The organism is Mycobacterium sp. RTGN5, from assembly GCF_033804465.1.
Classification (GTDB): domain Bacteria; phylum Actinomycetota; class Actinomycetes; order Mycobacteriales; family Mycobacteriaceae; genus Mycobacterium.
Genome location: NZ_JAPZLA010000002.1, coordinates 209,445 through 221,628, shown reverse-complemented (window position 1 = coordinate 221,628; position 12,184 = coordinate 209,445). Strand labels below are relative to the sequence as shown.

Below are 12,184 nucleotides of genomic sequence, written 5' to 3'. Positions count from 1 at the left end.
AAGATCAGCGTGAGCCGGACTCGCCGGAAGGCTCTTCCTTCGGCTCTTCGGTGGGCTCCGCCTCGGGCTCAACGGCTGCGTCGTCGACGGCGTCGGCCGGATCCTCGTCGACCGCCTCGACCGGTACTTCGGCGACCGGGTCGTCGGGATAGTCGGCGTCGAACGTCGAGTACGTGGAGTCGACCGTCTCATCGGTTTCCGAATAGGCGGTGGTCTCGGCAGTAGCCGATGATTCGGTGGTCTCGGGGTCCACCGCCGGCGTCTCCGCACCCGCCTCAGCGTCACGGCGGGTTTGCCGCTCCCGGATCGCGTCGACGATCAGCAGGATCACGCCGATCACGCTGGCCGCGATACACACCCACGCGACCAGCTCATTGCTGGTGACAACCGCGGTGACCAGGGCTGCGAGGCCGATCACCGCCAGCACCAGGGCAACGATCAGCATCGATCAACCTCCGGTCGACAAGCGATTAGTTGTTGCCCCGGTTGAACTGGTTGAACCCGCCGCCGTCGCTGTTGGCACCCGAGTCGACCGGTGCGGCCGACCCGCGCTGCCCGAGCTCCTCGAGCTGGGACTCCAGGTAGGTCTTGAGCCGGGTGCGGTATTCGCGCTCGAACGTCCGCAACTGCTCCAGCCGTCCCTCGAGGACAGTGCGCTGCTGGTTGATGGTGCCCATGATCTCGGTGTGCTTGCGCTCGGCGTCGGCCTGCAGGGCGTCGGCCTTCTCCTGCGCCTGCCGCAGCTGGGTTTCCGAGCGGGTCTGCGCATCGCTGAGCATCGCGTCGGAACGCTGCTTGGCATCGGCAACCGTGGTCTCGGCCGTGTGGCGAGCCTCCGAGACGATCTGATCGGCGTTCGCGCGGGCGTCTGCCAGCAGTTTGTCGGCCTCCGCCTTGGCGGTGCCGGTCAACCGGTCGGCGGTGTCCTGGGCCAGGGCCAGCACCCGAGCGGCCTTGATGGCCTGCTCCTCGCTGGCGGCCGGGCTCGGCGCCGGCTGCGGGGCAGCCTGCGGAGCGGGGGCCGGCGTGGGCTCCGGTTCCGGCTGCGACTCCGGCTGGTAGAGCGGAATCGCCTGGGTGGGTTGCGGTACGGCGCCTCCGGCGCGTGCGCTGCCCAGCTCCTGATCGAGCTCGGCGACCCGCTGGCGCAGATCGGAGTTCTCTTCGATGAGACGAGTCAGCTCGTTCTCCACCAGATCGAGGAAGGCGTCAACCTCATCCTCGTTGTAGCCTCGCTTGCCGATGGGCGGCTTGCTGAATGCCACATTGTGCACGTCGGCCGGTGTAAGCGGCATCATCTGCCCCCTCGGGTCTGGGCGGTCAAACCGGTCTGCAAAGCGTAGAACGCGTCAAACGTTCGTTCCGTACTGTAACTGGCGCCCATCCTGTCACACCAGAACCGTCGGTTGCCTCGGAGGCCGATAATTAAGAGCTAATTTCAATCTTTCGATACCACGTACGCGGCGTGGCTAATCGCGATTCACGGCTCAATCGGTTACCGTGCCGACTCTTGCGATCGCCTGCCGGTGTGTCAGGCGGCCGCGCCGAAGGCCAGCTGCATTCCGATGAACGCCACCAGCAGCAAGACCATGATCGACAGGTCGAACCGGACAGAGCCGATCGTCAACGGTGGGATAAGTCGACGTAACAGCTTCACCGGTGGGTCGGTGACCGTCATGATCAATTCGAGGACCACGACGGTGAATCCACGGGGGTGCCAGTCTCGGCTGAACGAGCGGATGAACTCGACGACGACCCGCGCGATAAGCAGCAGCCAGAAGACGAACAGCACGAAGCCGAGAATTTCGAAGAACAGCGACAACTAGAGCCGGCCCTTAATCAACAGCGGATGTGACATTGGCGACATCGCTGGATTGGACCCAGCGCGACGTCGTCAGCCTACCTATTAGTCCCGACCGGCAGCCGCCAGCCCGGCTACTGGTAGCTGTAGAAACCCGCTTCAGCGATCCGGCGGCGCTCCTCGGCACTGACATCGACGTCGGCCGGCGACAGCAGGAACACCTTGGTGGCCACCTTGTCGAAGGACCCGCGCAGGGCGAAGGCCAGGCCGGCGGCGAAGTCGACGAGCCGCTTGGCATCGGCGTTGTCCATCGAGACCAGGTCCATGATCACCGGCTGGCCATCGCGGAAACGCTCGCCGATGGTGCGGGCCTCGCTGTAATCCTTGGGACGCAGCGTGGTGATCTTCGACAGCGGGCTGCCGGCCTCGAAGACCTCGGCCATCCGGCGCGGGTCCATCGCCAGCGCGCCGCGAGTCGAGCCGCGCAGGGCGCCGAAGCGAGAAGCACGCGGCATGTCGTGCGTGTGCTCGAACTCGCGCGGGCGGAACCGCGGCTCGTCGCCGTACTGGGCGCGGAAGCCACCGGTCGGCGCGTAGTCGGCGTCGCGCGGGTCGTCGTACTCGCGAGCCAAGCGCGGCTCACGGTCGTCGTAGCGACCCGGGCGCTCGTACTCGTCGTCGGCGACGCGCTCACGGCGGGCGTAACCGCGGGCGGCGCCGCGGTCGTCGTCGTCGTAGTACTCGTCGTCGTAATCGTCCGAAGGCGCCATGCCGAAGTAGGCCTTGACCTTGTGGAGAGTGCTCATCCTGGACCCTTCTGAATGTGCGTGAAGTTCGGTGTCTGTGATGAAGATGTGACTGGAGTGACTACTCAGGGAGACGTTAGAGGACGTTGTCCCATAAGCGCGGTTCCGACACGCACACACGTCGAACCGTGTCGCACTGCAGCTTCCAGGTCACCGGACATCCCCGCGGACAGCTCTGTCGCATCGGGGTGGTTGTGCAAAACACGGCGATGTTCGGCAGCCAGGGCTGCGAACGCGGTGTCGGGATCGGTACTCAGCGGCGGGATAGCCATGAGCCCAACCAACTTCAGCGCGCCGGCGTCGGCGATCTCGGCGCACAGGGCGTCGACGGCGTCCGGATCGCCGACGTCCACCCCGCCGCGTGAGGTGTCCCCATCGATGCTGATCTGAACGAACACCCGCACGGGTGCGGTCCGGATACCGTCCTCGATCGCCTGCGCGGCGCCGCGATCCAGTGCGGCCGCCACCTTGGCAGTGCTCAGCGAGTGCACCGTATCGGCCCATGCCGCAATGGCTTTAGCCTTGTTGCTCTGGATCTGGCCGACCATGTCCCAGCGCACGTCCGTCGCGCCGGTGAGCTCGCCGAACTCGGCGATCTTGGCCGAGGCCTCCTGTTCGCGGGATTCGCCGAACGCCCGGCAGCCCAACCGCCACAGGATCGCGACGTCGGTGACCGGGAAGAACTTGGTGATCGGCAGCAGCTCGATGTCGTCGACGTCACGGCCGGCGGCCTGTGCGGCGTCCGACAGCCGGTCCCGCAGCGCGGCCAGGGCGGTCGCGAGATCGGTGTCCCGAGTCGCCGCGTCCGTCATTCCATCCACACCAGACAGGCCAGCCGGCCGGTCGGGTTGGCCCGCCGGTGGCTGTATAAATTCTTGTCGGCCACCGTGCACCGCGGGTCGACGTCGATCGCCTGCACCCCCGCGCTTTTTAGTTGCCGCGCGAGTCCGGCCCGCAGGTCCAGTCCCGGCGTGCCACGTGCGGTGGTCGTGCGGCTGCCGGGCAGCCGGACTTCGACGTCGGCGGCCATCTTCGCGGGCACCTCATAGTTGGCGCCGCTGACGGCCGGACCCAGCAGCACCGAGATATCTGCGGCGCGTGCGCCTTTGGCGAGCATGGTTTCCAGGGTCCGCAGCACCACACCGTCGGCGGCGCCGACCCGGCCGGCATGCACGGCGGCCACCACGCCGGCGCGACTGTCGGCCATCAGCACCGGAACACAATCCGCGGTCACCACGGCCAGTGCCAGTCGCGATGTGGTGGTGACCAGGGCGTCGGTGTCATCGACAGAGTCGGTGCGGGGTTCGTCGACGACCACGACGTGGTCGCTGTGTACCTGGTTCATCCAGATCACGTGGTCGTCGGCAAGCCCGATCGCGGCGGCCAGCCGCTTGCGGTTGGCCGCGACCGCCTTGGGATCGTCGCCAACGTGGTCACCGAGATTGAACCTGTCGAACGGCGGCACCGAGACACCACCGGCGCGGGTGGTGGTCACGCGGCGGATGCGAACAGTCACAAACCCAGTATCGGCGCAGTGAGGGCGAGGTCAGTGCCGCATGAACGGCGGCACGTCGACGTCGTCGTCGGAGATACCGTCGTCGCCGCCACCACCGATGCTCACCGTCGCGCCATTGGTGTGCACCGGCACGCTCGCGGCATCGATCGGTTCGAAGAGCGAGGAGCTGAGCTTGCCGGCCGCGCCGGGAACGATCCCGTTGGCCCCGGCCGACGTTGCGCCAACCACTGGCTTGCGGCTCGGGCTGGCCGACTCGAAGCCGGCGGCGATCACGGTGACTCGGACCTCGTCGCCGAGCGAATCGTCGATCACGGTGCCGAAGATGATGTTGGCCTCGGCGTGCGCGGCCTCCTGGACCAGCGAGGCAGCCTCGTTGATCTCGAACAGACCGAGGTCGCTGCCGCCGGCGACCGACAGCAGCACGCCCTGGGCGCCTTCCATCGAGGCCTCGAGCAGCGGGGAGTTGATGGCGATCTCGGCGGCCTTGAGTGCCCGCCCGTCGCCACGGGCCGAACCGATACCCATCAACGCCGTGCCTGCGCCGCTCATGACGCCCTTGACGTCGGCGAAGTCGACGTTGATCAGGCCGGGAGTCGTGATCAGGTCAGTGATGCCCTGCACGCCGTTGAGCAGCACCTCGTCAGCGCTGCGGAAGGCGTCCATCAACGAGACCTGCGCATCGCCCATCTGCAGCAGCCGGTCATTCGGGATGACGATCAGGGTGTCGCAGCTTTCGCGCAGCGCCTGGATGCCGTTCTCGGCCTGATTCGAGCGGCGCTTGCCCTCGAAGGAGAACGGCCTGGTCACCACGCCGACGGTCAGTGCGCCGAGCTTGCGGGCGATGGTGGCCACCACGGGTGCGCCGCCGGTACCGGTACCGCCGCCCTCACCTGCGGTGACGAACACCATGTCGGCGCCGCGGAGCAGCTCCTCGATCTCGTCCTTGGCGTCCTCGGCGGCCTTGCGACCGACCTCAGGGTCGGCGCCGGCACCAAGGCCACGGGTGGATTCACGACCGACGTCGAGCTTGACGTCGGCGTCGCTCATCAACAGCGCCTGGGCGTCGGTGTTGATCGCGATGAACTCCACGCCCTTGAGGCCCTGCTCGATCATTCGGTTGACGGCGTTGACGCCGCCGCCGCCGATGCCAACGACCTTGATGACGGCGAGGTAGTTATGCGGGGGGGTCATCGTCTGTCTTCCTCCCAAGTGGGGATCGGGTCTTGCGGATCTTCTGGGCAAACCCTCAACCTCAACCAGAGGCTTAGAGTTATGTCAAGTAGTTCCGCGCAAACAGAACGGTATGACCGGCGGGTGCTGGATTGGGGAGGCGCGCCGACGTGTCGCGGCGAATTTGTCGCGCGTGCGGGTTACGGCGTGCTACTTGACGGTCGGCAGGTCTGGGCTGGAGACGTCGTAGGTATGTCCCGGCTGAGTGAGCAGCGCGGCCAGCTTCTCGGCCTTCTCCTCGGTGCGGTCGGTCGTCCCCCACACCACCGTGCGGCCGTCGGTCAGCGTCAGCGTCACCGACGCCACCGAGGGCGCGGCCACCCTGCTGACCTGGCCCACGACTTCGGGACGCAACGCCGTCATCACCTCGAGTGCGGCCCTGGTCGGCTGGTCGGTCGGACCCGGGTGGTCGACGTCGATATACGGCAGCCCCGGTGGCGGCGGTGCGGTCGCGAAATCGACGCCGTCGCGGTCGAACAGGTGTGGACCGTCGGGGTAGTCCTTCACCACGATCGGGATGCGCTCGACGATGGTGATCCGCAGTGTCGACGGATACTCCCGCTGCACGCGCGCGCTAGCCACCCGCCGGATGCCGGCCACCCGGTCGGCCACCTGGTCGGTGTTGATCTGCAGCAACGGGGTGCCGATCTTGACCTTGGCCGCGTCGACGACCTCGTCGCGGGTGACCGCACCGATCCCGGTGATCACCAGCGAGCGGGCCGACATCACCGGGGTGAAATAGAGGATCAACCCCAGCGCGACGCTGACGATGGTCAGCACGATCAGCCAGGTAAGCAGCTTCAGGCCGCGAACTGCCCTCTTGCCCAAGGCCTTCGGGGCCTCTACCGTCGCACCGCGGACCTGGCGCTTGGCCTCGCGGCGAGCGTCTTCGATCGCCGTCGCGCGGGTCTGTGCCGCGCGCCGCTCGGCGCGCTCGCGGCGTTCCCGCCGGCGGGGGCCCTCGGGATCCTCTGGTTCTGCTTCTTCTTTGTCGTCGAGATCGACGTTTTGCACGTCTTCACTCGCACTTTCGCTGCCGTTTGTCGGTTTGGGCATGATGGGGGGCTCTTCGGGGGGCGACTCCGGCGGGCCCTCGGGCCCATCGTCAGTCATCGGTTCCCCTTGTCGTGCAATGCCGTCAGGATTTCCTGGCCGAGCATCGTCACATCGCCGGCACCCATGGTGACCACGACGTCACCCGGACGGGCCGCAGCCGCAACCCGCGCGGCCACCGCCGAGAAGTCGGGGACGTAATGCACCGGCACGCTGACATGCTCCGCCACGCTCGCCCCGCTGATCCCGGCCAGCGGCTGCTCGCGCGCCGCATACACGTCGAGCACGAATACCTCGTCCGCAGTGTCCAGTGCATGGCCGAACTCACGCGCGAAAGTCTTTGTCCGCGAATATAAGTGCGGCTGAAACACGACGATGCTGCGAGCACTCGTGACAGTGGGGTGGCCGGTACGGTCCTGGCGGGCGATTGCCCGCAACGCGGTCAACGCGGCCCTGACCTCGGTGGGGTGATGGGCATAGTCGTCGAACACCCGCACCCCGTCGGCGGTGCCGACCAGCTCGAAACGCCGTCGCACCCCTTCGAAACCGGCCAGCCCGTCGATCACCGCATCGGCCGGGGCGCCGCCCTCGACCGCAGCCAGCAGCGCCGCCAAGGCATTGAGCGCCATGTGCCGCCCGGGCACCTCCAGCCGCATCACCCGCTGGTGGGACTCACCGGCGAGCTGGACGTGGGCCACCGCGCCGGTGCCGTGCTGCTCCCAGTCGACCAATGCGCCGGCCAGGTCGCCACCCGGGCCCTCGCCATAGCGCAGCACCCGAACCCCAAGGGCTGCACTGCGTTCCGCCAAGGCGGCCGAACCGGGATCATCGGCACACACCACAAGGGCGCCGCCGGGCGAAAGCCGCTCGACGAACGCGTCGAACACCGCGGTGTAGGCCTCCTCGCTGCCGAAGAAGTCCAGATGATCGGCCTCGATGTTGGTCACCACCGCCACATCGGGCGTGTACTCCAGCAGCGAGCCGTCGCTCTCGTCGGCCTCGGCGACGAAGCTGTCGCCGCTGCCGTTGTGCGCGTTGGTGCCGGCTTCCCCCAGGTCACCGCCGACGGCGAAGGACGGGTCCAGCCCGGCGTGCTGCAACGCGACGATGAGCATCGAGGTCGTCGTGGTCTTGCCGTGGGTGCCGGTGACCATCAGGGTGCGATGGCCGGCCATCAGCTTGGCCAGCACCACCGGCCGCAGGATCACCGGAATCGCGCGCCTGCGCGCCTCGACCAGCTCGGGGTTGGTCTTCGGGATCGCGGCGTGGGTGGTGATCACCGCGGTGGCACCGCCGGGCAGCAGGTCGAGATTGTCCGCGTCGTGGCCGATGCTGATCGCGGCGCCCCGCGCCCGCAACGCCACCACTCCGCGGGACTCCTTGGCGTCGGATCCCGACACCATGCCCCCGCGGTCCAGCAGGATCCGGGCGATACCGGACATCCCGGCGCCGCCGATGCCGACCATGTGCACCCGCTGCAACTCGGGTGGCAACCCCTTGGGTCCCTTCGCCGCGCTCATCGCCGGCGCTTCCTGGTGCGCGCCACGTCCAGGGCCACCTCGGCCACCCGCTGCGCGGCGTCGCGATGGCCGACCAGCGCGGCGGCCACCGTCATCGCCTGCAGCCGTGCTCCATCGGTGATCAGCCCGGCCACCTCGCGGGCGACGAACTCCCGGGTGAGCTGGGCGTCCTCGACCAGCAGGCCGCCGCCGGGGTTGACCACCGGCAGCGCATTGAGCCGCTGTTCACCGTTGCCGATCGGCAGCGGCACGTAGACCGCGGGCAGTCCCACCGCGGACACTTCGGCCACCGTCATCGCCCCGGACCGGCAGATCGCCAGGTCGGCGGCGGCGTAGGCCAAATCCATCCGGTCCAGGTAGGGCACCGCGACGTACGGCGGGTCGCCGGGCTGCGGGGTCGGCAGGTCGAGGGTGTTCTTGGGACCGTGGGCGTGCAGCACCGAGACACCCGCGGCGGCCAGGTCGGCAGCGGCGGCCGATACCGCGCGGTTGATCGAGGCGGCGCCCTGCGAGCCGCCGAACACCAGCAGCACCGTGGCGTCCTCGGCGAAGCCGAAGTGCTCGCGGGCGGCGGCCCGTAGTGCCACACGATCCAGCGAGGTGATCGATGCCCGCACCGGCATGCCGACCACCTCGGCGTGCCGCAATCCCGAGTTGGGCACGGCGGCAAGGACCCTGCGGGCGCTGCGGGCACCGAGCTTGTTGGCGATACCGGCGCGTGCGTTGGCCTCGTGCACGACGACCGGAATGCGCCGACGCGCCGCCAAGTAGGCAGGAACAGCCACGTAACCGCCGAAGCCGATCACCACGTCGGCGTCGACGCCGTCGAGCACGGCCCGGGTTTCCCGAACGGCCCGGCGCACCCGGATCGGCAGGCGCACGAGGTCGACGTTGAGTTTGCGCGGTAGTGGCACGGGCGTGATGAGTTCCAAGTCGTAGCCGCGATCGGGCACCAGCCGGGTCTCCAGCCCGCGCGGGGTGCCCAACGCGGTGATGCGGATGGTCGGATCCAGCGCCCTCAGTGCGTCGGCAACCGCCATGGCGGGTTCGATATGTCCGGCGGTGCCACCACCGGCAAGGACAACCGACACCGAGGCGTTCCCATCACTGCTCTTGCTGCCCGAGTCGCCGCGTTTCACACCGCCGCCGACCCCCGAGACACTCACCCGTAACGCTGACCTTCCAATCTGCGGGAGCCCCGTGCGCGGCTGCTTCCCTCATTCGGCTGCTGCGCGCTGTTACGCGGAGCGTCACCATGATGCCCTGAGCGCCGGGTGGGTCGCTGGGCCGTCCGGGTTTTTGCAGGTACTTTCCCGGTTTTGGCAGCTGAAGGCGCACGTTCGCGGGTCGGCTGGGATGTGCGGGCCGGTTTCTTGGCGGCCTTGGCGCCCGGCCGGGCGGGCTTGCCGCCCGTGGTCCGCATCCGGTCGCGCAGCGCCTCCACCCGCGAGGGCACGTAGGCCTCGGGCAGCGGCAACCGCAGCACGCGATTCACCCGGTCCTCGCGGCCGGCGCGCAGGGCGGCCACCGCCTCAGGTTCGTGACGGGCGGCGTTGGCCATCAGTCCGATCATGAATAGCGTTGTCGCCGTTGATGTTCCGCCCGCCGAGATGAGCGGGAGCTGAATACCCGTAACCGGCAGCAGGCCGATGACGTAGCCGACGTTGATGAACACCTGGCCGATCACCCACATGGTGGCGGCGGCGGTCAGCAGCCGCAGGAACGGGTCAGCCGAGCGCTTGGCGATCCGCATGCCGGTATACGCGAACAGCCCGAACAGGGCCAGCATCCCGAAGGCACCGACGTAGCCCAGCTCCTCGCCGATGATCGCGAATATGAAGTCGTTGTGCGCGTTGGGCAGGTAGTTCCATTTCGCGGTGCCCTGGCCCAGCCCGTCACCGAACACACCGCCGTTGGCCAGCGCGAACTTGGCCTGCCGAGCCTGGTAGCCCGAGCCCTGGGCGTCGGCGCCGGGGTCCAGCCAGGACCGCACCCGGTCCGAGCGGTAGCCCTCCGAGACCGCCAGCACCGCGGCCGCACCGACGGCCGCCAGTAGCGAGCTCACGAACACCTTCAGCGGCAGACCCGCATACCAGAGCAAGGCCAGCAGGATGATGCCCAGCGACACGGTCTGGCCGAGGTCGGGCTGGGCGACGATCAACACCAGGGCGATCACCGCGGCGGGGATCAGCGGGATCAGCATTTCCCGCAGCGACGCCCGCTCCAGGCGCCGGGTCGCCAAGATGTGCGCGCCCCAGATCGCGAACGCGATCTTGGTGAGCTCCGAGGGCTGCATCGACAGGCCGAAAAAGACGAACCAGCCGCGGGAACCGTTGGATTCGTGGCCGATGCCGGGGATCAGCACCAGCACCAGCAGCACGATCGTGACGGCGAACGCGGCGAACGCGGTGTTTCGCAGGAAACTGACCGGCACCCGCAGCGCGACCCAGAATCCGATCAGACCCACCACGGTCCACAGGACCTGGCGGCCGAAGATCGCCCAGGGTGAGCCGTCCTCGTCGTAGGAGTGCACGCCCGAGGCCGACAACACCATGGTCAGCCCGAGGGTGACCAGTAGCGCCGACACCGAGATGATCAGGTGGAACGACGTCATCGGCCGGCCCAGCCACGCACCGAACTTCAGCGGCACCTGGAACCGGGATTTGGCGGGCTGCGCGGCGGCGACGGGCTCGGTAGTGGCCTCGACCTCGGCGCCGTCCTCGGCGTCTGCGGCGTCGGTTGCGTCTGCGGTGTCGGCCGGGCCGCGACGGCGCAGCCGGGACAGCATGTTGGCCACAGCGGCTACCGGGCCGCGGCGCGCACGGCGGCGGCGAACGTGTCGCCACGGTCGGCGTAGCCGGCGAACTGGTCGAACGATGCGCCGGCAGGAGCCAGTAGCACCGTGTCACCGGTGTGGGCCAGGCTGGCGGCAGCGGCAACGACCTCGGTCATCACCCGGGCACCAAGGCCGGGCCCGGAGGCGTCGACCACTCGAGTCTCATGAGTAACAGTGGTCTCATGCACCACTGCATCCTCTCGTGTCACAACCTCGATGACGGGGACATCGGGTGCGTGTCGCGATAACGCCTCGGCAACCACCGCGCGATCGCCGCCGATGAGCACCGCCCCGACCAGCCGATCCGCGACGTGGGTGACCATTGCGTCGACAGAAGCGCCCTTGAGCAGGCCGCCGGCCACCCAGACCACCCGCGGGTAGGCCAGCACCGACGCCTGGGCGGCATGCGGATTGGTGGCCTTGGAGTCGTCGACGTAGGTGACGCCGTCGATGACCGCGACCCGTTCGGCACGGTGCCGGCCGACCTGGAAGCCGGCCAGCGCCGCCGCGATCGAGGCGGGTGCGACGCCGACGGCCCGGGCCAGCGCGGCCGCGCCCAGCGCGTCGAGCACCCCAACCGGGCCGGCGACCGGGATCGAGGCGATCGGGGCGAGTTGGAGGTCGCGGGCGAACGCCCGGTCGACGAGCATCCCCTCATGCACGCCCAGTTCACCGGCGGCCGGCTCGCCGAGCCGGAAGCCGGCCTTGACCGGCGCGGGCGCGGCCGGCAGCAGCCCGGCCGCCGGCGCGTCGTCGAGTCCGACGACGGCCACCCGCCCGGTCAGGGCCCCGGCCTTGGCCGCGGCGTAGGCGTCGAAACCGCCATGCCAGTCGAGGTGGTCTTCGGCGACGTTGAGCACCGCGCCCGCCTCCGGGCGCAGTGACGGCGCCCAGAACAGCTGGAAGCTGGACAGTTCCACGGCCAGCAGGTCGGCCGGCTCGGCCAGCACGTCGAGCACCGGGTCACCGATGTTGCCGCACAACACCGCGCGGCGGCCGTCGGCGACCAGCATGGCGTGCAGCATCGAGGTGGTGGTGGTCTTGCCGTTGGTGCCGGTGACCACCAGCCAGCGCCGCGGCGGCCCATAGTGGCCCGCCGCGTCCAGGCGCCAGGCCAGCTCGACGTCACCCCAGATCGGGATACCGGTCGCGGCCGCCGCGGCCAGTACCGGCGCGACCGGCGGGAAACCGGGGCTGGTGACCACCAGCGTGAAGCCGTCCATCGCGGCGACCGCCTCGGCGGGCGTGAGTGTATGAATACCGTTGACCGCCAACGCTTTTAACAATTCGGGGTTGTCGTCGCAGACCGTGATATGCACGTCAAAGGAGGCCAGCGCCGCCACGATCGCCCGCCCGGTGACGCGGGCGCCGGTCACCAGCACCTGCGCCCCCGAGGTCAGGTCCTGCAGACCGGGCTGCATG

The 12,184-nt window shown here is 68.8% G+C and carries 12 protein-coding genes; all 12 read right to left on the bottom strand.

Translation table 11 applies throughout. From position 1 onward, the window contains the following. Positions 1-4: 4 nt before the first annotated feature. The 12 genes from SLQ31_RS13630 to murD all read right to left on the bottom strand — a co-directional run bounded on the left by SLQ31_RS13630 (position 5) and on the right by murD (position 12,183). Entirely contained in the window at positions 5-445 is a 441-nt protein-coding gene (locus SLQ31_RS13630; protein ID WP_319433407.1) for a hypothetical protein, read from the bottom strand. Positions 446-470: 25 nt separating this feature from the next. Then, complete coding sequence (locus tag SLQ31_RS13625) at positions 471-1,295, bottom strand: DivIVA domain-containing protein (protein WP_319433405.1); 825 nt, start codon at positions 1,293-1,295, stop codon at positions 471-473. 236 nt (positions 1,296-1,531) lie between these two features. Then, positions 1,532-1,822, bottom strand: coding sequence for a YggT family protein (locus SLQ31_RS13620; RefSeq protein ID WP_319433403.1), 291 nt, complete (start codon positions 1,820-1,822; stop codon positions 1,532-1,534). A gap of 113 nt (positions 1,823-1,935) precedes the next feature. After that, positions 1,936-2,607 carry a cell division protein SepF gene (locus tag SLQ31_RS13615; RefSeq protein ID WP_319433401.1) on the bottom strand — a complete coding sequence of 224 codons (672 nt, stop codon included), beginning with the start codon at positions 2,605-2,607 and terminating at the stop codon, positions 1,936-1,938. Between the two features lie 65 nt (positions 2,608-2,672). Next, a complete protein-coding gene (locus SLQ31_RS13610; RefSeq protein ID WP_319433398.1) occupies positions 2,673-3,419 on the bottom strand; it encodes a YggS family pyridoxal phosphate-dependent enzyme in 747 nt (248 codons plus the stop codon). Further along, complete coding sequence (gene pgeF / locus SLQ31_RS13605) at positions 3,416-4,123, bottom strand: peptidoglycan editing factor PgeF (RefSeq protein ID WP_319433396.1); 708 nt, start codon at positions 4,121-4,123, stop codon at positions 3,416-3,418. Before pgeF ends, SLQ31_RS13610 begins: the two co-directional genes overlap by 4 nt. 30 nt (positions 4,124-4,153) lie before the next feature. Beyond that, positions 4,154-5,314, bottom strand: a complete 1,161-nt coding sequence (ftsZ, locus tag SLQ31_RS13600; protein ID WP_319433394.1) for a cell division protein FtsZ — start codon at positions 5,312-5,314, stop codon at positions 4,154-4,156. 189 nt (positions 5,315-5,503) lie between these two features. Continuing rightward, the gene (locus SLQ31_RS13595) at positions 5,504-6,466 is read right to left on the bottom strand and encodes a cell division protein FtsQ/DivIB (protein WP_319433392.1); all 963 of its coding nucleotides are present in this window, start codon (positions 6,464-6,466) and stop codon (positions 5,504-5,506) included. After that, the gene (gene murC, locus SLQ31_RS13590; protein ID WP_319433390.1) at positions 6,463-7,926 is read right to left on the bottom strand and encodes a UDP-N-acetylmuramate--L-alanine ligase; all 1,464 of its coding nucleotides are present in this window, start codon (positions 7,924-7,926) and stop codon (positions 6,463-6,465) included. The genes SLQ31_RS13595 and murC overlap by 4 nt, the downstream gene beginning before the upstream one ends. Continuing rightward, the gene (murG, locus tag SLQ31_RS13585) at positions 7,923-9,065 is read right to left on the bottom strand and encodes an undecaprenyldiphospho-muramoylpentapeptide beta-N-acetylglucosaminyltransferase (RefSeq protein ID WP_319434632.1); all 1,143 of its coding nucleotides are present in this window, start codon (positions 9,063-9,065) and stop codon (positions 7,923-7,925) included. Before murG ends, murC begins: the two co-directional genes overlap by 4 nt. 23 nt (positions 9,066-9,088) lie before the next feature. After that, a complete protein-coding gene (gene ftsW, locus SLQ31_RS13580; protein ID WP_319434630.1) occupies positions 9,089-10,714 on the bottom strand; it encodes a putative lipid II flippase FtsW in 1,626 nt (541 codons plus the stop codon). A 14-nt stretch (positions 10,715-10,728) separates the two neighbouring features. Further along, positions 10,729-12,183: a UDP-N-acetylmuramoyl-L-alanine--D-glutamate ligase gene (gene murD / locus SLQ31_RS13575; protein ID WP_319433388.1), complete on the bottom strand. Its 1,455-nt coding sequence runs from the start codon at positions 12,181-12,183 to the stop codon at positions 10,729-10,731. Position 12,184 lies beyond the last annotated feature (1 nt).

Excerpts from the sequence above, each read along its gene's own strand:
- SLQ31_RS13630 (WP_319433407.1), bottom strand. The coding sequence starts at position 445 with ATGCTGATCGTTGCCCTGGTGCTGGCGGTGATCGGCCTCGCAGCCCTG.
- SLQ31_RS13625 (WP_319433405.1), bottom strand. The coding sequence starts at position 1,295 with ATGCCGCTTACACCGGCCGACGTGCACAATGTGGCATTCAGCAAGCCG.
- SLQ31_RS13615 (WP_319433401.1), bottom strand. The coding sequence starts at position 2,607 with ATGAGCACTCTCCACAAGGTCAAGGCCTACTTCGGCATGGCGCCTTCG.
- SLQ31_RS13610 (WP_319433398.1), bottom strand. The coding sequence starts at position 3,419 with ATGACGGACGCGGCGACTCGGGACACCGATCTCGCGACCGCCCTGGCC.
- ftsZ (WP_319433394.1), bottom strand. The coding sequence starts at position 5,314 with ATGACCCCCCCGCATAACTACCTCGCCGTCATCAAGGTCGTTGGCATC.
- SLQ31_RS13595 (WP_319433392.1), bottom strand. The coding sequence starts at position 6,466 with ATGACTGACGATGGGCCCGAGGGCCCGCCGGAGTCGCCCCCCGAAGAG.
- murC (WP_319433390.1), bottom strand. The coding sequence starts at position 7,926 with ATGAGCGCGGCGAAGGGACCCAAGGGGTTGCCACCCGAGTTGCAGCGG.
- ftsW (WP_319434630.1), bottom strand. The coding sequence starts at position 10,714 with ATGCTGTCCCGGCTGCGCCGTCGCGGCCCGGCCGACACCGCAGACGCA.
- murD (WP_319433388.1), bottom strand. The coding sequence starts at position 12,183 with ATGCAGCCCGGTCTGCAGGACCTGACCTCGGGGGCGCAGGTGCTGGTG.